This window comes from Nocardia higoensis NBRC 100133 (genome assembly GCF_000308595.1).
GTDB lineage: Bacteria > Actinomycetota > Actinomycetes > Mycobacteriales > Mycobacteriaceae > Nocardia > Nocardia higoensis.
The window spans coordinates 1-19,129 of sequence record NZ_BAGA01000009.1; the positions used below are offsets into that span (position 1 = coordinate 1).

The following is a 19,129-nucleotide window of genomic DNA, read 5'->3' on the forward strand; positions in this document are numbered from 1 at the left end:
CGTGCCGGACTCGGCTGGCGTGCCGGACTCGGCTGGTGTGTCGGACTGGGTTGGTGTGCCCGACGCGGCTCCTGTGCCGCACGCGGTTGGTGCGCCGGACGCGGCTGGTGCGCCCGCAGACAAGGCTTCGCGCCCCGACGGCAGCCGCGCTGTCCCCGAACTGCGCGCACCCATCGGCTCCCCACGGGTGTTGCCGATCGCTGCCGCCGCACAGTGCTCCGTGCCGCGCCATCTCGGGTTGTTGCGCCTCGTGAGGCGAAGTCGAATGCCACGCGCGGCGGTGGTGGCATGGGCCGAGCACCGATTCGCTGTCGTGCTCGCCTGGCTCCACTCCCGGACGCAGATGGCCATCGGCCGGCGGTCGGGCCGACAGTCCGCTGAGGAGGCAGGGGAGTCCGCCGCGTCGCCACGATCGACGCGCCGGTGCGCGCCCAGCACAGTGCGCTTCGCACGCCCGGCGCCCACGGGCTGCGCCCGGACGACGGTGGGCCTCGGTCCTGGCGCAATCCGACTCGAGTCGGCTGTCGCGAGGTGGAAGGCCATCCGCCCCGCGCTCCGGAAGGTGCGAAAGGTCCTTCGCGGGCTCGGCCGGGAGCTGTCGGCTCGGCTGGTGCGTGCGGTGCGCGCGGACGAGGGCATGTCCACGGCCGAATACGCCATCGGCACCATTGCGGCGGCCGCGTTCGGCGCCGTCCTCTACGGAGTGGTGACCGGGGACTCCATCGTGGACGCGCTCACCGGGATCATCGACAAGGCCCTGAACACCAGCGTCTGACCTGGCCCGTGGACAGGTCGGATGTGCCGGTGTACCGGGCGTACCGGTGCGCGGCGGCTGCTCGCCGCCTGCGCGCCGAGGACGGCGGCGTGACCGTGGAGGCCGCGATTGCCGTGGCGGCGATCATGATCGTCGTGATGCTGTGCCTCGGCGCGGTGCTCGCGGCGTCGGCGCAGGTCCGCTGTGTCGACGCCGCCCGTGAGGCCGCCCGGCTCGAGGCGCGGGGGGACACGGCGGTCGCGCGCGCGGCGGCCGGCCGGGTGGCCCCGCCGGGCGCGGATATCTCGGTGCGGCGCGAGGGCGCATTCATCGTGGCGGTGGTTTCCGCGCGCACGCCGCTGCTGCCGTTGCGGCTGCGAGCCGAGGCGGTCGCGGTACGCGAGCCAGGGACGGAGGCACCGGATGGGCAGGGGCGGTGACACCGGGGCGGCCACGGTGTACGCGTGCGTCGCGCTGGTCGCGTTGATCGCGGTCACGTCGATGTTCGTGAGCCTGGGCACCGTGGTGGTGGCGCGGCATCGGGTGCAGGCGGGCGCGGATCTCGGAGCTCTCGCGGCGGCGGGTGCGTTGCGTGGCGGAACGGAGCAGGCGTGCGCCGAGGCGGTCGCGGTGGTGGGGCGAATGAGTGGCACGGTCGCCTCGTGCGAGGTGGCGGGATGGGAGGTGACGGTATCGGTGGAACAGAATGTATCGGTCGGCGTGCTGGGTGCGCGGACGGTGCATGCGAGTGCACGGGCGGGACCCGCCGATTAGTAAGACCGACCGGTTCTGAATGTTCCACAGTGGGATGCTGCAAGCTTCAATTATCGAATACGTGCGCATTGATAATTACGATGCGGTATCTATACGAGTCCGATTGCAGTAATTCAAATCGCGATAGCCGGGCGGCCGGTATGCATCTGCGGCAATGTTGTAGTTAACATGAAACTATTCCGTTTTATTCGGGCGGTGGGGCGATCGCCCAGGGGATGGTGGTTGTCCAGTCAACCTGCCGATCGTGACCCAGCCCACAGACAGCTATGTGCCCAGCCCTGGACAGGCATCCGGCAGCGAGCCGATTTCCGCGCTCTCACCTGCGTCGATGGCATGCAGAGCGGGCGTGCCGAGTTCGGTGATCACCGCACGCAACAGGCGGGTTGCCGCGGCCTTGTCGAGGGGGCTGTTGCCGTTGCCGCACTTGGGCGACTGGACGCAGGACGGGCAGCCGGTGGCGCAGGCGCACGACTCGATGGCGTCGAGTGTGGCCGCCAGCCAGGGTCGCAGCCGCGCGAAGCCACGCTCGGCGAAGCCCGCGCCGCCGGGCTGCCCGTCGTAGACGAACACCGTGGGCAGGCCGGTATCGGGGTGTTCGGCCGTGGACACGCCGCCGATGTCCCACCGATCGCAGGTAGCGAACAGCGGGAGCAGGCCGATGGCGGCGTGTTCGGCGGCGTGCAGCGCACCGGGTAGGCCGCGGGCGGTGATGCCCGCGGCGGTCAGCAGTTCGGGGTCGACGGTGTACAGGACGGCTCTGGTGGGCAGGGTTCGGGCGGGCAGGTCGAGTTCCACCATGTCCAGCACCTCGCCGGTGGGCAGGGTACGCAGGTAGCCGGTCACCTGGCTGGTCACGCTGACCTGCGCCAAGGCGCTGATCACAGCCCCGTGCGCGTGCTCCTCGACGATGCCGTCGATGGTCAGCGTGGTGAGCGAGCGGGCCGTGGTGGTCCAGCCGGGATCGCCCTGGTGCACGAATGCCACGCCGCCCTCGAGGTCCAACTCGTCGACCACGTACGTCTCGCCCTGGTGCAGGTGCACAGCGCCTTCGTGCAGGGTGGACGGCGCACGGGCGGCGTCGGCGGTGCCGATCAACCGGCCGGTCTCGCCGTCGACGATCATCACCGGCGCGCCGATTCCGCCGCGCACGTCCACATCGTCGTGCGGGTGGGTGTGCGCGGTGATGTGCCAGCGGCCCGAACCGGGCTGTTTACCCGGCCGGTGCCGAACCAGACCCTCTCGGGCCAGGTCGGCGAGCACTTCCCGGGCGTCGAGGGCCTCGGCTTCGGCGTCGGTGATCGGCAGTTCGGCGGCCGCGCACAACAGCTGCGGTCCGAGGACACAGGGATTCGCCGGGTCGGTGATGGTCGCTTCGACCGGCTTGCCCAGCAGCGCCTCGGGGTGATGGACGAGGTAGGTGTCCAGCGGATCGTCGGTGGCGACCAGCACCACCAGCGAGCCCTGGGTGCGTCTGCCCGCCCGGCCGGCCTGCTGGAGGAACGAGGCCACCGTGCCGGGAAAACCGGCGATGACCACGGCGTCCAGGCCCGCGATGTCCACGCCCAGCTCCAGGGCGTTCGTCGTCGCGGCGCCGAGCAGTGTGCCGTCGGACAGGGCGGCTTCGAGCGCGCGGCGGTCCTCGGCGAGATATCCCGCGCGATAGGCGGCGACGCGCTCGAGCAGCGCCGGATCCCGCTCGGAGAGCAGCCTGCGGGTCTCCCGTGAGACCAGTTCCGCACCGCGGCGCGACCGGACGAAGGTCAGCGTGCGGGCGCCCTCGCTCACCAGATCGGCCATGATGCGCGCCGCCTCTACGGTGGCCGGACGGCGGACCGGCGCACCGTTCTCGCCGCCGGTGGGATTCACCAGCGGCGGCTCCCAGAGCGCGACGGTCCGGGCGCCGCGCGGCGACCCGTCCTCGGTGACGGCCGTGCACGGCGCGCCTACCAGGCGCGATGCCGCGTCGGCGGGATCGGCGGTGGTCGCCGAGCAGAGCACGAAGACCGGATCGGCTCCGTAGCAGGCGGCGACACGGCGTAACCTGCGCAGCACCAGCGCGACGTGCGAGCCGAAGACCCCCCGGTAGGAGTGGCATTCGTCGACGACGATGTAGCGGAGTCTGCGAAACACCCGTGCCCAGCGCTGATGCGAGCGCAGCATGCCGATGTGCAGCATGTCCGGATTGGTGAATATCCAGCGAGCGTTGTCCCGGACCCACTGCCGGACCTCGGCCTGGGTGTCGCCGTCGTAGGTGGCGGGGCGGATATCGCGCAGCGCGCCCTCGTGCGTGAGTTCGGAGACCGCGCGCAACTGGTCGGCGCCCAGCGCTTTGGTCGGCGCGAGGTACAGGGCCGTGGCCTTGGGATCTTCGCGCAGCGCGGTGAGCACCGGCAGTTGATATCCGAGTGATTTACCGGAAGCTGTGCCGGTGCTCAGGACCACGTGGCGCCCGCTCGCGGCCAGCTCGGCGGTTTCGGTCTGATGCGTCCACGGTGCGGGAATGTCCGCGGTTTCGAAGGCGGCGACGACCTCGGGATGTGCCCAGGCCGGCCAGGTGGTGGTGCGGGCATCCCGGGCGGGTTGATCGGTCACGTGCGTCAACCGGGGGTCGTCCGGGGAATTTCGGACACGATTCAGCAACGATCGCCCGTAGCCAGCGGAGGTCTCCGGGCCGATTTCGCGGTCCGCGGTCACGACGCGAGCACGGCTGCGCGCCTACCAGCTGTCATGGTGCGCTCTCTCGGTCGTCCAACCTGCCTATTCGATGCGGAATAGCGACCCGCGTCACAGCCATCTCGCCGAGCTACTGCCCGGTTATCCCGCCGCAAACAAACCGTAAGTCTGGATTCGGGGATTGTGTCCCTTATCCGCGCATTCGCAAGATCAAGTTTTTTGCAAATTGTCGGTAACTCGACTGTTGAATTCCTCGGAGACATGGTTCACTGGTTCCTGGTCGCAAGCTTCTGTGTTCGAGGGACGGATCGAAAGTCCAAACCATCAGCAGGATCGATGTTGCGAGCGGTGTGCTTGGCGCTCTCCCTGCGGTGCTTTCCCCGTAGGGAGAGGCCAAGAGTACAGCGGTCGGAACGGGCCCGGTGGACGAACCCAGTTGTCCGCCGTTCCGGTAAGAAAAGAGAAGGAACATAATGGCACAGGGAACTGTGAAGTGGTTCAACGCGGAGAAGGGGTTCGGCTTCATCGCGCCCGAGGACGGCTCCGCTGACGTCTTCGTCCACTACTCCGAGATTCAGGGTTCGGGCTTCCGCACCCTCGAGGAGAACCAGAAGGTCGAGTTCGAGGTCGGCCAGGGCACCAAGGGCCCCCAGGCCACCGGAGTCCGCGCGCTCAGCTGAGCGGCATTCATATCCAGCTTCGTCCCTCATCACCGGTATCGGGATGAGGGACGAGCTGTTTCCGGGGTAAGGCGCTGCCCGAGGGGTGGGGCGCTACCATCTCCCATCACGTACGCTCGGTGGTTCGGGTCGCACGCGCCCGACCGCTGCCGTCGTCGAGGTATAAACGTCTCTGGTAGCGATGTTCGTAGTCGTCGCCTGCCCCGAAGCCGTGCACGATGCGAGGGTGCGTGACGCGGGTTCTGAGAAGGAAAGGTGTTTTCGCCGGTGGCAACACGAGACCGCAGTGCAGTCGATCAGGGGCGTCCCCTGCGTCGTCTCGTGATCGTCGAGTCCCCGACCAAGGCTCGCAAAATTGCCCCCTACCTGGGGCGCAACTACACGGTGGAAGCCTCGGTCGGTCATATCCGCGACCTGCCGCGCGGCGCGGCCGACGTGCCCGCCAAGTACAAGGGGCAGTCCTGGGCCCGGCTCGGCGTCGACGTCGACAACGACTTCGAGCCCATCTATGTGGTGAGCCCGGACAAGAAGGCCAAGGTCGCCGAACTCAAGAGCCTGCTCGCCGACGCCGACGAGCTCTATCTCGCCACCGACCCCGACCGTGAGGGCGAGGCCATCGCCTGGCACCTGCTCGAGACGCTCAAGCCGAAGGTCCCGGTGCGCCGGATGGTCTTCCACGAGATCACCGAGCCCGCCATCCGCGCGGCCGCCGCCGACACCAGGGAACTCGACCCGGATCTGGTCGACGCGCAGGAGACCCGCCGCATCCTGGACCGCCTCTACGGCTACGAGGTCAGTCCGGTGCTGTGGAAGAAGGTCATGCCGAAGCTGTCGGCGGGCCGGGTGCAGTCGGTGGCGACCAGAGTCATCGTGCAGCGCGAGCGCGAGCGGATGGCGTTCCGTTCCGCCGAGTACTGGGACATCGCCGCCAAGCTCGACGCGGGCACCGGGGAACAGGGCGACGGTGCGAATCCGCGTACGTTCGGCGCGCGCCTGGTGAACGTGGACGGCGCGCGCGTGGCAGGCGGCCGGGATTTCGGCCCCGACGGGCAGCTGAAGTCCGCCAACGGCGTGGTCGTGCTGGACGAGACCCGCGCCCGCAGGCTCGCCGAGGCGCTCGACGGCGTGGATCTCGCCGTGACCTCCGCGGAGTCCAAGCCCTACAGCCGCAAGCCCTACCCGCCGTTCATGACCTCGACCCTGCAGCAGGAGGCCGGGCGGAAACTGCGCTTCACCTCCGACCGCACCATGCGGGTGGCACAGCGGTTGTACGAGAACGGCTACATCACCTACATGCGTACCGACTCCACCACGCTGTCGGAGTCGGCGATCGCGGCCGCGCGCGCCCAGGCCACCCAGCTCTACGGCGCCGAGTACGTGCATCCGACGCCGCGCCAGTACACCCGCAAGGTGAAGAACGCGCAGGAGGCCCATGAGGCGATCCGGCCGGCCGGCGACACCTTCGCCACCCCGGGCCAGTTGCACTCGCGCCTGGACAACGACGAGTTCCGCCTCTACGAGCTGATCTGGCAGCGCACCGTCGCCTCACAGATGGCCGATGCGCGCGGCACCACCCTGACGCTGCGCATCACCGGCGTCGCGGGGACCGGCGAGGAGTGCGTGTTCTCCGCCTCCGGCCGCACCATCACCTTCGCCGGCTTCCTCAAGGCCTATGTCGAGAGTGTGGACGAGGAGGCGGGCGGCCAGTCCGACGACGCCGAGTCCCGCCTGCCCGCGCTGGAGGAAGGGCAGAACGTCACCGCCGTCGAGCTGAATCCCGATGGGCACAGTACGAATCCGCCCGCCCGCTACACCGAGGCCTCGCTGATCAAGGCCCTCGAAGAGCTGGGCATCGGCCGCCCGTCGACCTATTCCTCGATCATCAAGACCATCCTCGATCGCGGCTATGTCTACAAGCGCGGCAGCGCGCTGGTGCCGTCTTGGGTGGCGTTCGCCGTGATCGGGCTGTTGGAGGCCTATTTCGGCCGGTTGGTCGACTTCGACTTCACCGCCGGGATGGAGGACGATCTCGACGCCATCGCCGGTGGCCGGGAGCGGCGCGGAAACTGGTTGTCCAGCTTCTATTTCGGTGGCGACAGCGGCGCCGAGGGTTCGGTCGCGCGTTCGGGTGGCCTGAAGAAGATGGTCGGCGGGCAGCTCGACGACATCGATGCCCGCGAGGTGAACTCGATCAAGCTGTTCACCGACGACGAGGGCCGCGATGTGGTGGTCCGGGTCGGTCGTTACGGGCCGTATCTGGAGCGCCTGGTCACCGATCCCGATGATCCCGACGGCGATCCGATCTCCCAGCGTGCGAATCTGCCCGACGATCTGCCGCCCGACGAGCTGACCGTCGAGGTCGCCGAGAAGCTGTTCGCGACACCTCAGGAAGGCCGTCGCCTCGGCGTCGATCCGGAGACCGGGCACGAAATCGTCGCCAAGGAAGGGCGTTTCGGTCCCTACGTCACCGAGATCCTGCCCGAGCCGGAACCCGAGCCCGAGGGCGCGAAGAAGACCGCGGCGAAGAAGGCGGCCGCGCCGAAGCCGCGCACCGGTTCGCTGTTCAAGTCGATGGACCTGGGCACCGTCACCCTCGAGGACGCGCTCCAGCTGTTGTCGCTGCCCCGCGTGGTCGGCACCGATCCCGCCAGCGGCGAGGAGATCACCGCGCAGAACGGCCGCTACGGCCCGTACCTGAAGAAGGGCTCGGACTCGCGATCACTGGCGTCCGAGGACCAGATCTTCTCGGTCACCCTCGACGAAGCGCTGAAGATCTACGCCGAGCCCAAGCGCCGCGGCGGTCAGTCGGCCTCGGCCGCGCCGTTGCGCGAAATGGGCGTCGATCCGGTGTCGGGCAAGCCGATGGTGATCAAGGACGGCCGGTTCGGCCCCTACGTCACCGACGGCGAGACCAACGCCAGCCTGCGCAAGGGCGACGAGGTCGAGTCGATCACCGACGAGCGGGCCGCCGAACTGCTCGCCGACCGGCGGGCCCGTGGTCCGGTGAAGAAGACCGCGAAGAAGGCTGCCGCCAAGAAGACCCCGGCGAAGAAGACGGCGGCGAAGAAGACCACCACCGCCGCGAAGAAGACCGCGGCCAAGAGCGCGACAGCGAAGGCGAGCGCCACCAAGTCCGCCGCGAAGAAGGCCGCCGCCAAGAAGGCGCCGGCGAAGAAGGCCTCGGCGAATTCGAGCGCGGAGACCTCCTGAGCCCGGACCTCGCCCCGGCGGGAGCGCTTGGACCCGGCGGTTAGGGTGTAGTCGTGGCGGGAGTCTTCGATCGGTTGGTCGGGCAGCGCGCCGTCGAGTCCGAGCTGACGGCTGCGGCGGTGGCGGCACGCGCGGGTGTCGTCGAGGGCGCGATGACGCACTCCTGGCTGTTCACCGGCCCGCCCGGTTCCGGCCGGTCCGTCGCCGCGCTCTGCTTCGCCGCCGCTCTGCAGTGCACCGACCCCGGGACTCCGGGTTGCGGTCGCTGCCATGCCTGCACCACCACCATGGCGGGCACGCACGGTGACGTGCGCCGGGTCGTGCCCGAAGGGCTGAGCATCAGCACCAAGGAGATGCGCGAGATCGTGCAGATCGCCGCGCGCAGGCCGAGCACCGGCCGCTGGCAGGTGGTCGTGGTCGAGGACGCCGACCGGCTCACCGAAGGCGCGGGCAACGCCCTGTTGAAGGTTGTGGAGGAACCGCCCGCCCGCACCGTGTTCCTGCTCTGCGCGCCCTCGGTCGACCCGGAGGACATCTCGGTGACACTGCGCTCGCGATGCAGGCACATCCACCTGGTGACCCCGTCGGTCACCGATATCGCCGCCGTGCTGCGCGACCAGGACGGGCTCGACGCCGAGGCCGCCGAATGGGCCGCCTCGATCAGCGGCGGACATGTCGGCCGCGCCCGCCGCCTCGCCACCGACGCCCACGCCCGCGACCGCAGGCAACGCGCCCTCGCCCTGGCCACCGCCGCCGCCCGTCCCGCCGCGGCCTATGCCGCCGCCGACGCGCTGGTGAAAGCCGCCGACGACGAGGCCAAGGAGATGAGCGCCGAACGCGACGAACGCGAACGCGACGAAATGGCCACCGCCCTCGGCGCGGGCGGCACCGGCAAGGGATCGGCGGGCGCGACCCGCGGTTCGGCGGGCATCCTCAAAGAACTCGAACGCCGCCAGAAATCCCGCCTCACCCGCACCGGCCGCGACGCCCTCGACCTCGCCCTCATCGACATAGCGGGCTTGTTCCGCGATGCCCTCGCCGTCCGCTTCGCCGGACACGACCTGTCCTCGGTCACGCTGACCCACCCCGACATGACCGACGACATCCGCGACCTCGCCGACCGCGTCCCGCCCGAGGGCCTGCTGCGCAGCATCGACGCCGTCCTGGAGTGCCGCGAAGCCATCGACCTCAACGTCAAACCCCGCTTCGCCGTCGCCGCCATGGTCGCCGCCTTCATCGCCGCCCGGACCGATTGACCACCCGTTTTCGCGATCCGAAGGTCGAGACGATAGACTCCGGTGGCCGAAAGGCACGCCGCCTTAGCTCAGTCGGTAGAGCGCTTCACTCGTAATGAAAAGGTCGGGGGTTCGATTCCCCCAGGCGGCTCCATCTCTCCTGGTCAGAGCTGCTTTCCGGCGGACACAAACCGAACGGAAAGCAGCTCATCTTCCAACTAACTCCCAACTATCGCCCTGCACCGGTGACCGCACGTTCGAGTGCTCGAGCGGCGGCGTGGTGGGTTCGCCCGCGTGCCATGTAGTGGCGTTGGGTCATCGCCGGGTCGGCGTGGCCGAGGACATCCGCGGTGATCCGTGCCGACAGTCCAGCGTCGTCGAGGATGGTGGCGACGGCGCTGCGGAAGCTGTGCGCGGTGATGTCGTCGGCCATGCCGAGCGCGTCCCGCACCCGCTGCCACTCGTGACCGACGTTCTGGGGATCGCGAAGCGTCCATACGGCGGAGGGGAACACGAGATCGAGGGTGGCCGGTGCATCGGGCTCGGGTGGAGAGGCCAACTTGCGTGCTGCCAGAGTCGCCTTGCGTGTGGCCAGAGCCGCCTTGCGTCGCCTGAGCATCTCGACTGCGAAGTTCGGCAAGGCGATTGTTCCCCGCCGATTCTTGGGGTCGTCGTCCTTGGCGGTGCGCACCAGGCCCGTACCCTTGACACGCACCACCTTGCCCGTGCATCGCAGAGTGGACGCCGCCAGGTCGATGTCCGACCACAGCAGGCCGAGCACCTGACTACGCCGTAGCCCGGTCGCCGCGAGAAGCGTCACGAGGTCCGCCAGGTCGGCGCTCTCGCAGTAGTCGGCGACGGTCGGCGGGGTGTATGCCTTGACCGGCGTACCCCGGTCGCGTTCGGCCTTGGACAGCTTGCGCGGGCATGGTGTCTCGGAAGTGCGCACAGCGGTGAGGATGAACCGCAGTTCATCGATGGTGAGATCACGCGCGCCACCGGTACGGCCCTTGGCCTCGATGTTCTTGGCCATCTGCGATTCCCGGACCGGATTCACCGTGAGCGCGTCTTTGCGCACGGCATAGCGGAACATGCCCGACAGGACGTTCCGTGCGGTCCGCATCGTGGACGGACCTCGCGCTTCCCCGACCTGCTTGAGAAACGCCTCTATCGCCGAGGTCGTGACTTCGAGCAGGCGCCGTTCGCCGAACGCTGTGGTGAACATCTCAGCCGCTAGGTCGTAGCGGTCCACAGTGCTGCTCGCGCGTTCCTGCTCGACCAGGTGCGCTCGGTACAGCGACCACAGTTGCCGAACAGTGGTCGATTCCGACAGCTCACCGCCCAGGTCGATCCGGATCGAGGTAGCGGCGGCCATGACGGCGTCCAGTGCCCGCGATCCGTTGCGGTCGGGGACCTTCCGGCCTCGAGCGTCGAGCTTGACCGGCGATACCCGTTTGAGGTCACGGCGCTTGCCGGAGGCGTCGCGAACCAGAATCCGTGCGCACCAGTGCCCTGGCGACAACTCGGTGAGCATCGGAGCGCCCGGGACGCCGATGGGGCGAGCGGGTCTGCCGCGCTTCACCACCGCCCCCTCACCGGAACAGTCAGTCGTCCTCCCGAGCCGCCAGCGCGGCGTCCAGAGCGTTCAGATCCCAACGGAAATCCTTTCCGACCCGTCTGGGTCTCGGTAGCCACGGGTGGTTCTCCCGGTCGCGGTTCCAGCGCCGGAGCACTTCGGGGTTCACGCAGATGTGCGCGGCGGCTTGCTTGGTCGTGGCCCACCGGCGAAGCGGGACGATGGGGTTGGGTTCAGCAGACATCCGGTCGTCCTACCTGGTCAAGGCCAATATTGTTGCCATTAGTTTGCTGGCGGGTGGTTGCCGAAAGATTCGAGTCCGGCCCGTCGCGCTCACCGGCTGGACTCTGAGGGATAGTGGCCAGCAGTGCGTGTTCGTATTCGGCGCGCCAGGTTTGGCGTTGGGCGATGGCGCGCATGAGAAGTGTCGCGCGCGAGGGCACGCGGGTGCCCGGGGCGATGGTGGACCAGGTGTAGCGCCCCTTTTCAGGGGTGGGTTTGTCGATACCGACCGCGGCGAGGGTGCGGCGGACGAACTCCAGTCGGTCGGCTTTGAGGTCGCCGAGGGTTTTGCCGGTCCAGCGGGTCGAGGTCAGTACCCGCCGTCCTGGCAGGCCGAGGGAGGAGCGTCGGTGTGCGCGGGCTTTGCAGCTGCCGGGGCGGGTGCGTGCGCCCGCGTGCTTGGGCACGATGCCGTGCAGCAGCCACAGCGGGCAGCGCGGCGAGCACGGTGTGCGGGCGAGGTGGGCGTGTAACCGATCGAAGTGGGTGTGTTGGCGAGGAGATCGGGCGGCCAGTGTTTCGGTGACCGATTTGGTGAGGTACTTGCACAGGTACCCGATATGGCGGTCGGCCTTCGCAGGTGCCGCCGAGGATGCCCTTGTAATGCACTTGGACACCGAACCTGGCTTTGTGGACGGGCCGGTCCAGGTCGGCTACGGCGTCGTCCCAGTCGGTGAGGGGCTGGCGGGTGTGCGGGTCGACGAAGGTGCGCTGTTCGCGGTCCCAGACCGGTAGCACCGTGTCGGGGGAGTAGCGCGGGTTCTCGATCGGGGGCCACCAGATGTTGCGGTAGGTCGCCGCGGCCACTTGCCGAATGAGGTGGCGCGGCACCGACCCCCGCAAGGCGAGGTGGATGTGTGGTGCGCCGCGTCGTTGGGGTTCGATGGTGGCGAAGTACTGGATTTCCCAGCCGATGACGCGCCGCAGGTTCTGGATGAACCGGTCCACGAGTGCGGCGAAGGTGATCGCATCCCACGCCGCCCGCTGGTAGTCGTAGCGCTCGGGATCGAGCGGGGTGCCGTCGTCACGGTGGACCTGGCCGTAGGAGTCCAGGGTGAGAGTGATGAACATCGACGGCCGGTATCGGCCGGCATACTCGCGCCCTATGGTGCGTGACTTGTCGATCGGATTGCGCGGCAGATCAGGAGCGTCGTCGTCACGGCGGGTCGACCGATGCGGCGTGGACGGCTCACCGGATGCGGACGAGTCAGCGGCATCGGCATCGGTGGTGTCAGCGTCTTTGGGCGCAGCCGGTGTTCGCCCGCGCATCCCGAGCGCCACCAATTGCTTGTCGATCCAGGAGATTTCAGCCGTCAACTCTGCGCGTTCGCCCAGGGCAGTGGTGGCTTCGAGCAGGGCGCACACGTCCGCGCGGTAGAGCATGAGTTGTTGCTGATCCAGGCTCGGGCGCCGGTGTTGGATGCGGGGTTCGTGGTCCAGGTGCCAGCCCTCCCGCGCCTGCATCATCCGCAACCGTTGCGCTTTACGAGCACACGGTGCACACACCGACTCCTGGGTATTGCCGCACGGCACCGGAACAAACTCCTTCGTGCCGGTGACGGTGTCGTGTTGTTCGAGAAGCATCGGCCGCAGGCACACGCCGTGTTCGGCGGCGGTGGCCAGCGCGATGGCGTCGAAGTCGGGCAGGATCTCGCGCACCCGTTCCTCGCGTGCGTCGGGACCCAGGACAAGAGTTCGGTCATGACCGGCGCTCACAGCGATCCCTCCGGCCCGTCGCCGGTGTTCAATGTCGGCCCGCTGATGTCGGGGTGTCGTGAGGGGTAGGTGTGGATGATCCAGTCGATATCGTCGTCGCTGACCCAGTAGGCGCGGAAGCGTTCGATGTCGGGGCCGGTCTCGTCCTGGACGTAGCCGATGCCGGGGGTGTTCTTGGGGATGAGGTCGCATTCGGCTCCCCGGTCGCGTGCTCTGTGCCCGAATACCATGTCGGGCATGGTCGATTCGGTCATCCGCAGCCCGAGCCGGTAGGGGAACAGTTGCCGCAAGGCGAGGACTTCTTTGGATGGGTCTTGCAGGCACCCGATGACGGGCACGGCGACTGCGCGGGATTGGGTCAGGATCAGCGACAGCAGCCGTGTCACTTCGTCACGGATCTTCTTGTCCGTGAAATATGTTGTCAGTGAAGCGAATTCGTCGATAATCAGCACGATCAGCGGTTCGTCGACACTCGGCGTGATCTTGCGTTCGCGCCGGGTCATGTACTTCTCACCGCGTGCTTGGACGATGGCCGCCGCTTCCTGAAGCATCGCCAGGGCGCGTTCGCCGTTGTCGTAGGCGAACCGGGCGAACCAGTCGCGGGCATATCCCGCCTCCATCCCGCCCTTGGGGTCCAGGTACCAGACCTGCACTACCCTGGCCCGAATCAAAGGTCCCGCCGCCGCTATCAGCGACCAGGTGACCGATCCTTTGCCCGAACCCATCGCGCCCGCAACCAACAACTGAGCACCCAACAGGGGAACCGTCTGCACCCGGCCGAGTTCGGTGCGCCCGATCGGCAACGCCTCGAGATCGACCCGCGCCGGTTCGATCCGAGACAACGGGACGGGATCGGTGAGGATGTCTGTGCGCACGACCCGCAACCGCACCCACCCCTTACGCAGTTGCCCGACCCGCACCCCAACCGCACGCCACGCATGCGACAGCGCTTCGGCTTCCCGTGTCCAATCGTCGGGGGTTTGGCTGGTCACCATGTGCACGTCCACCAGGTCCGCGACCGGACCCACGACCACTGCACCGACGCCGGGCACTTGGACCTTGCCGTCCACGTCCACGGTGAGTTGGTGCATGGCCATCACGCGCTTCCACGAGGCGGTGTAGCGCCACCACCGCAGCCAGCGGAACCGGATACGCCCCCACACCCACCGATCCCATGAGCGCGGCCACCACACCGCCCACGACACCCACCCGGTCATTGCCACCAGACCGGCGAGCGCCCCATACGGCCAGCCCTGCCACATCCCCACCCCCACCACGGCCGCGACCGGCAGCGACAGCATCGGGAACATGATCAGCCAGCCCGCCACGATCACCCCCGCATACAACAACCCCAACAGAGCCTCGAACACCATCTCCGCGAGCACCCCGAACGCATCCGACTGTCCGGACGGCTGTCTACGATCCTGCGTACGAACCACGATCAACTCTCCTCGAGCAATGACCGCCCGACGACCGCTGTGGGACAGCGAGCGGCAGTGAAAACCATTTCAGAGCAATGGCTTTGGATTGCAGCGGGAAGTGGCGCGGGACGGGCCAGAATCGGCCGGCATCACCCAGGAGAGTCGACCCGCCCGCGCCGCTCACCTCAGTCGCTGACTGTCTTCTCCGCGCGTCCAGGGGCCGTGTTGCCGCGTATCGGTCCGGCTGGCTTGCCGCTACCGGACATCTGGGCGTCGTGAGCGGCTTCGATACCGCGTGCGCGCACGGTGTATGCGATATAGCGGCGGTCATCCGGCCCGGCCAGACGCGGCGCGATCGTCACATCGGTGAGCCGAATCGGACACACCCCCGGCACCAGCTCCGACGGCATGACCGGTTCGGACTCGGCCAGAATGTAGACGTCATAGCTCATCCGAGTCGACGAGGACGCCGCCGGATCACTGACCGGCAACCGCCACACCCACAATCCGGTGTCCTCATCGCGCAGTTGGGGACTCGGACGGCTGCGATCCTGACTGAACTCGGTGGCCGGACGTACCGGCCCCATCGCCAGCAGGCCACCGAAGAAGAACTCGTCGAACTCGATCCTGAACCCGCGCCGACGGCGCTGCTGGGCTTCGGTCTGGGAAGACTGCATAGGTTGTGTCATGAGAGAAGAAACCTCCTGTGAGCTGGGAAGATCGGACGATTCGCAAGAGCCCGTTCGTACAGCGGGAGACGCTGTGGTCGGGGCTGTGATCGCATGCGGTGAAAACCCGCATCTACCAGCGACAATGGGAGGACTTCGGCAACCGGCGGACGGTGATCCGCCGCTGGGGAGGGTGCGGTGAATCCAGAAGTCTGCACAACCCTGGACCCGCACATGCCTTACCGTGGACATGGCAGAACTCGGTTTCTGCTCGAGCGGGGATTCGCTGGCTCCGAGCTAGGGATGCACGCCCTGTGATGCCCGGAAGTGGTTCTCACTCGGGTTGCCCCCCTGTTGACGCAGGGGGGCAACCACTCTCGGCGGGTTCTATGGGCTCATCGGGTCGGGGCCTCTCCTCGAGGGGTGCCGTCGGGTACAGCACTCCGTTACTCGGACCAGGCGGGGCGCGTCGCGTTCCCGGCGATGCTGCTACCACGTCGATATCGTCCGATGGGAGAAGACCGGCTCGGACCGTTCACCGAACGGTCGCGGTACCCGCGCGCCCAATCCGGTGGATGCTCCACCGCCCGTTCACGGCCTTGCTCCCACCATCTAGGATGCCAGCGCACCGCCGCCCGTCAAGGACTTGAAGGTACGCAAATTTCGGCACCACCGCGTTCACCTGATAATCGGCAAACCGCAAAATCGCACTCCAGGACAAGAACCCGCAGGCAGCAAACCCAGCGGCATGTCCGAAAACCGCCAGGTGATGCAGTCTGCAACACTTAGCCCGCACGCCGAAAATCTTTCGGCCAGCGTGTCACGACGATGCAAAACATGCGATCTCACCCCGACCGGGAAATTCTGCCCGGTAGTAGATCTGGGAGATTACCGGCCGCGATCCGGCCCCCGCTCGATCCCCCGCTCTCGTTCACGTTCAGCCTCTCGATGCCGTCCCTGGCTCGTCGGTGCATGCAACCGCTCCTGCCTTGTCGCCTCGGCGATAGGCTCAGCGCTGCTGACCTCCAGGACTTCACGCGTCAAGACCTGATCAACCGACAAGCCGCGGTCGACATCGCGCACCATCCGCGCCAAGCGCCGCTCCGGAGCATCGTGCTCGACCTTGACCGCCGGACCTCCCGACCGCTGATAGCTGTGAGCCTTATCCGGTGCGCTGTGCCCGGCTTCCTGGCCGTCACGGACCGCGCGGAACCGTTCCAGGTCCAATCCGTCGATCCGCTCCGGAGTCAGCAACAACCGGTCGGCCTGCCGACGAGCCTGCTCGACCGCTATCTCCCGCTCCAACCCCGCCCGCCCCTGGAAACGCTGCTCCACCGACCGCACATGCTCGATACCCAACTGCTGCACTCGCGTGTTGTGCTGGTCGGCGATCTCCCGCCAATGCCCCCGCTCGATCTCACGTCCGATCTGGTCGAGACCGCGCACCACATCCTCGCGGCGACGCTCCCGCTCCTCTTCCTTCAACTGCTCCATCGTGCGCATCTGCTTCTCACTCAACCGCAACCCCAGCGACCGCAGAAGACCACGCGCGTTCCGGCGCTCGGCCTCCCTGATGTTCTCCAGCCTCCGGCTCAACCGCTCATGCTGCTTCTGCAAAATGTCGACCTCGACAGGCCGGCCGGTCTTCGCGCGTTCGGCGATCTCGCGCAACTGCTCCCGCACTTGCTCCCGGTGGCGCTCACGCTGTTCGGCCAACGACTTGCCCGTCTCGAGCGCCCTCGAGAACGCTTTCAGCCGCCCAGGGTCCTTACGCTCCCGGACCTGGTCCCGCGCTCTCTCACCCACACCGGGCAACTCGAGCTGCTGCCCCCGCTCCAGCTGCCGACCCAACGCCCAGACCTCGCGAGCATCCGCCCGCGAAACTATCTGGTGGGTGAACTTGTCCGGAAAATCCTGCTGCAACTTCTCGATCCACTGTTGCGCTGCCGGTGAGATTCGTTCACCGGAAACCGAACGCAGCAGTAAATGTTCGACCTTTCCGTCCCGGATCAACTCGTAGTCCTGGCGCAGCTGACGTACGTCCTTACGTCCACCGATCTCACCCGACTTGTCTTCGATGGCTCGGACAGGACCGTTCTCGATGCGGCCCTGCTGCTTATCGTAGCGACGATACTTGCCACCATCGGCGAGTAATTCATGTTCCCGTAACGGCCTCGAATAGCCGCGTTGGCGATCGCGAAAATATCGATCGGTGCCGTTTTCCCAGATGCGACCGCGCGCATTGTTGTCGAACGTCTCACGGTCTTTGTCGTATCCGTCACGAGACATGGCTAGCCAACCCCCCGGCCATGCTGGTTTCTCAGTTGTGCAGCATTGAGCTATCGGCCGTTACGTGGCCGAATCCGCAAACCTGGCATATTCTTCGCGCATTTCGTCGACAAATACAGAGAATGCTTCGCCGAATGCGGCATGGTCTGCGACGCTCTCCATGATTTCCCACGCCGTGACCTCTTCCTCGGCGTCCTCTCCGAGCCACCGAAGCGCGGGATTCACACTGTCGTAGAAGGAATGGTCCCGGCCATGCCATTCGAAGTCGAACCATTGAGCCCGTGCGAACTTGATGTAGCATTCGCCGACAAAGCAGATGAACTCGTCCACCGTAGCCGCGTTCTCCGGCTTCGCGGCTGTCTCCATATCCGGAAAAAGCTCTGCTACCAGGACATTGAGCCGCTGAACCTCCGGTGCGTCGGAGAGCCAGGGTTCGGCCGGGATTCGGGCGATACCCGCACGGCGCATGAACTTCCGTGCCTGGGCTGTCCTGCGGTCAGCGTCCACCCAGTCACCCCAAGCGGTCCGTTGAACCTCGAAGTCCAGACCCAATTGCTCGTCGGCCCCCACACTTTCCCCTTCCAGTTGTTGCTAATTGCCGTTTGCCGCAGGACGCGGCTTTCGGATGCGACGGCGGCAGCATCCAGGCTCATCGACGCACGGCCGCATGACTTCCTCGGCACTCTGCGATCCGCGGAGGGCTCTCCAATCGATCAGACGGGGATCGGCAGAACGTAGGCGCGAGCGAACCAGTGGTCAACTTCGGCAGAGTGCAGGTGTCCGGCAACTGCGTGGTCGCCTTGGATGGCCATCGTGGCGTGGATGTGCACCTTGCCATCGCGGATCTCGCCGTTGCCGTGCATCTCGGCAGTCACGTTGTAGGTGCTGATGTTGTCGGCTGTTTCGTCGTCGGTGGGCATGGTGGAGATTGTGAAGCGTCGGAGGCCGCCGATGAGCGAGACAATCGCGGCGTCGCGGATGCCCTTCTCGGCGGCCAGTTTCTCGAATTGCGCCATGATTTCGCCTGATTCGACCTCGAAGACATGCATGAGACCAATGCTAGCGAAGGTAGGGACTCATCCGTGCCAGCATGGTGGCAGCGCACCAGCGGGCACCAACGTCATGGCGGTTGATCGATTCCGTTGCCAGCTTCGCGGCTACCGCCTCCGGGGACGGCAGAGTTTCTGGCGCGATGACATAGCCAGCGGCGTTGCCGTGGTCGATGTCGAGCACCCGAGAGAGCACGGCGGTCATGTAGCGGCGGCTTACATCATGGTCGTGAGCGAGGATGCCTGCGATGGTTTCTGCAGGAGCGTCAGTGGTCTTGGCGAGGATCCCCGCCGCGTTCACCCGGATGATCTCGGATGGATCGTTTTGTGCCCACAGCAACATCCTGCGCATGGTGGCATGGTCCAGCGCCGCGGCGATTGTGTGATCCACGGTGTAAGAGGTTTGCACCAAGGCCAGGGGGCCGGGATCGCCGCCGGCAAGGCTGGCCAATAGGTCAGGTGCGGGCGATGCCAGCGGCGCAAGTGCAGCGGCTTGGAGGAAGTGACGACGGTCCATACCATCATCATTACCGAACGAAACTACCTTCGAGTCATTCATCTGCTCGAACCGTCGACGCTCCCCCTCGGTCAGCTCGTCAAGGAGCTCGTCGAGCGCCCGGGAACCCGCTGCACTGATCGGCCGATTCTTGCCGCACTCCCATGAACTGATCGTGCGTTGGTCGACTCGTACCCGCTCTGCGAACTGCGACTGCGAAAGACGCATCGCCTTGCGCACCGCATTGACAACGGCACCCGTCCAAACCGTCACGTCGGCCATCGGATCCCCCTGTGGCGTAGCGAA

At 66.9% G+C, this 19,129-nt stretch carries 15 protein-coding genes, 1 tRNA gene and 1 pseudogene; 7 read left to right on the plus strand and 10 right to left on the minus strand.

The genetic code is table 11. The features are described 5' to 3' along the window. The first annotated feature begins 595 nt into the window (after nucleotides 1–595). From ON26_RS01345 to ON26_RS01355, 3 genes are all read left to right on the plus strand, one after another. Entirely contained in the window at nucleotides 596–775 is a 180-nt protein-coding gene (locus tag ON26_RS01345) for a DUF4244 domain-containing protein (RefSeq protein WP_083883648.1), read from the plus strand. 89 nt (nucleotides 776–864) lie between these two features. Continuing rightward, the gene (locus tag ON26_RS01350; RefSeq protein ID WP_174375352.1) at nucleotides 865–1,194 is read left to right on the plus strand and encodes a TadE family type IV pilus minor pilin; all 330 of its coding nucleotides are present in this window, start codon (nucleotides 865–867) and stop codon (nucleotides 1,192–1,194) included. Then, nucleotides 1,178–1,528: an Rv3654c family TadE-like protein gene (locus ON26_RS01355; protein ID WP_040794087.1), complete on the plus strand. Its 351-nt coding sequence runs from the start codon at nucleotides 1,178–1,180 to the stop codon at nucleotides 1,526–1,528. The genes ON26_RS01350 and ON26_RS01355 overlap by 17 nt, the downstream gene beginning before the upstream one ends. Nucleotides 1,529–1,792: 264 nt before the next feature. Here ON26_RS01355 and sftH read toward each other — a convergent pair whose 3' ends face one another. Next, nucleotides 1,793–4,168, minus strand: coding sequence for a DEAD/DEAH box helicase (gene sftH, locus ON26_RS01360; RefSeq protein WP_174375353.1), 2,376 nt, complete (start codon nucleotides 4,166–4,168; stop codon nucleotides 1,793–1,795). Between the two features lie 506 nt (nucleotides 4,169–4,674). On the opposite strand from sftH, the gene ON26_RS01365 reads away from it, so the two are divergent. The 4 genes from ON26_RS01365 to ON26_RS01380 all read left to right on the plus strand — a co-directional run bounded on the left by ON26_RS01365 (nucleotide 4,675) and on the right by ON26_RS01380 (nucleotide 9,480). Further along, on the plus strand, nucleotides 4,675–4,881 hold the full coding sequence (locus ON26_RS01365; RefSeq protein ID WP_011206895.1) for a cold-shock protein: 207 nt from the start codon (nucleotides 4,675–4,677) through the stop codon (nucleotides 4,879–4,881). A gap of 321 nt (nucleotides 4,882–5,202) precedes the next feature. Next, complete coding sequence (gene topA, locus ON26_RS01370; protein ID WP_040794088.1) at nucleotides 5,203–8,091, plus strand: type I DNA topoisomerase; 2,889 nt, start codon at nucleotides 5,203–5,205, stop codon at nucleotides 8,089–8,091. Between the two features lie 53 nt (nucleotides 8,092–8,144). Beyond that, nucleotides 8,145–9,347 carry a DNA polymerase III subunit delta' gene (locus tag ON26_RS01375; protein ID WP_040794089.1) on the plus strand — a complete coding sequence of 401 codons (1,203 nt, stop codon included), beginning with the start codon at nucleotides 8,145–8,147 and terminating at the stop codon, nucleotides 9,345–9,347. 57 nt (nucleotides 9,348–9,404) lie between these two features. Next, nucleotides 9,405–9,480, plus strand: a tRNA-Thr gene (locus ON26_RS01380). Between the two features lie 75 nt (nucleotides 9,481–9,555). On the opposite strand, the gene ON26_RS01385 is transcribed toward ON26_RS01380, so the two are convergent. The 9 genes and pseudogenes from ON26_RS01385 to ON26_RS01420 all read right to left on the minus strand — a co-directional run bounded on the left by ON26_RS01385 (nucleotide 9,556) and on the right by ON26_RS01420 (nucleotide 19,105). Then, nucleotides 9,556–10,860, minus strand: a complete 1,305-nt coding sequence (locus tag ON26_RS01385; protein ID WP_040794090.1) for a site-specific integrase — start codon at nucleotides 10,858–10,860, stop codon at nucleotides 9,556–9,558. Nucleotides 10,861–10,930: 70 nt separating this feature from the next. Then, the gene (locus tag ON26_RS33060) at nucleotides 10,931–11,146 is read right to left on the minus strand and encodes a hypothetical protein (RefSeq protein WP_157171743.1); all 216 of its coding nucleotides are present in this window, start codon (nucleotides 11,144–11,146) and stop codon (nucleotides 10,931–10,933) included. Continuing rightward, a pseudogene (locus tag ON26_RS35210) lies at nucleotides 11,136–12,768 on the minus strand (replication initiator). The gene ON26_RS33060 and the pseudogene ON26_RS35210 overlap by 11 nt, the downstream one beginning before the upstream one ends. A gap of 128 nt (nucleotides 12,769–12,896) precedes the next feature. Next, complete coding sequence (locus ON26_RS01395; protein ID WP_157171744.1) at nucleotides 12,897–14,339, minus strand: FtsK/SpoIIIE domain-containing protein; 1,443 nt, start codon at nucleotides 14,337–14,339, stop codon at nucleotides 12,897–12,899. Nucleotides 14,340–14,506: 167 nt separating this feature from the next. Then, nucleotides 14,507–14,998 (minus strand): hypothetical protein, encoded by a 492-nt coding sequence (locus ON26_RS01400; RefSeq protein ID WP_157171745.1) that lies wholly within the window; start codon nucleotides 14,996–14,998, stop codon nucleotides 14,507–14,509. Nucleotides 14,999–15,877: 879 nt separating this feature from the next. Next, nucleotides 15,878–17,278, minus strand: a complete 1,401-nt coding sequence (locus tag ON26_RS01405) for a hypothetical protein (RefSeq protein WP_157171746.1) — start codon at nucleotides 17,276–17,278, stop codon at nucleotides 15,878–15,880. A 60-nt stretch (nucleotides 17,279–17,338) separates the two neighbouring features. Further along, nucleotides 17,339–17,848: a hypothetical protein gene (locus tag ON26_RS01410; RefSeq protein WP_040794092.1), complete on the minus strand. Its 510-nt coding sequence runs from the start codon at nucleotides 17,846–17,848 to the stop codon at nucleotides 17,339–17,341. A gap of 143 nt (nucleotides 17,849–17,991) precedes the next feature. Further along, nucleotides 17,992–18,327 (minus strand): PCC domain-containing protein, encoded by a 336-nt coding sequence (locus ON26_RS31415; protein WP_051026494.1) that lies wholly within the window; start codon nucleotides 18,325–18,327, stop codon nucleotides 17,992–17,994. A gap of 10 nt (nucleotides 18,328–18,337) precedes the next feature. Continuing rightward, nucleotides 18,338–19,105 carry a helix-turn-helix domain-containing protein gene (locus ON26_RS01420; protein ID WP_040794093.1) on the minus strand — a complete coding sequence of 256 codons (768 nt, stop codon included), beginning with the start codon at nucleotides 19,103–19,105 and terminating at the stop codon, nucleotides 18,338–18,340. Nucleotides 19,106–19,129 lie beyond the last annotated feature (24 nt).